This window comes from Paenibacillus maysiensis, from assembly GCF_000520815.1.
Taxonomy (GTDB): Bacteria; Bacillota; Bacilli; order Paenibacillales; family Paenibacillaceae; genus Paenibacillus; species Paenibacillus maysiensis.
In genome coordinates this window covers 1-549 of sequence record NZ_ASRY01000086.1, presented here as the reverse complement: position 1 = coordinate 549, position 549 = coordinate 1, and the positions used below count along the sequence as shown (strand labels likewise).

Annotated in this window: 1 pseudogene; it reads right to left on the bottom strand. The window is 38.1% G+C overall.

What is annotated here, in order from left to right:
* Positions 1-147 precede the first annotated feature (147 nt).
* A pseudogene (locus tag L696_RS0106165) lies at positions 148-393 on the bottom strand (Ig-like domain-containing protein); the annotation flags it as partial.
* Positions 394-549: the final 156 nt, after the last annotated feature.

The following is a 549-nucleotide window of genomic DNA, read 5'->3' as shown; positions in this document are numbered from 1 at the left end:
TGTTACATAGTTTCTATCGCCAAATGAAAAAGAACTCCAAACCGGCTATTTTCCAGTGAAGTCCTTTTTCACATCTACTCTAAATTCAAACTCTTCCATAATAGAATAAATCCCCGCCGACCAATTAAGGTTAGCGGGGATTTATTCTTATTTTGAATATTCACTTACTTCAAACGTTAATATCCGATCATACAGCATGTAGTCCTTACGGCTACTGAATGGTCCTTTGTTGTTATCATGTTTTTTGATCGCGTATGAAGCCGATCCAGTTCCGGCCTGTTTGGCCTCATACCAGTCAATAAAATCGTTGACCTCTTTCATACTTAGATCGAATTCTTTTTCCAAACCAGTTGTCATGGTGACTACAAGAATTGCGCGATTACCTGAAGGTTGTTCAGGATCAGGTTGACCCCCTCCTCCTTGTGGAGTTGCTGATGCTTCATTTGAATATTCCGAATCTACACCATTCACTTTTGCACTCACAACAATTGAGTTTAATAAAGTTTATATTTTGGACATTTCGTGAATAAAAAATCCTTTTAGGAACAG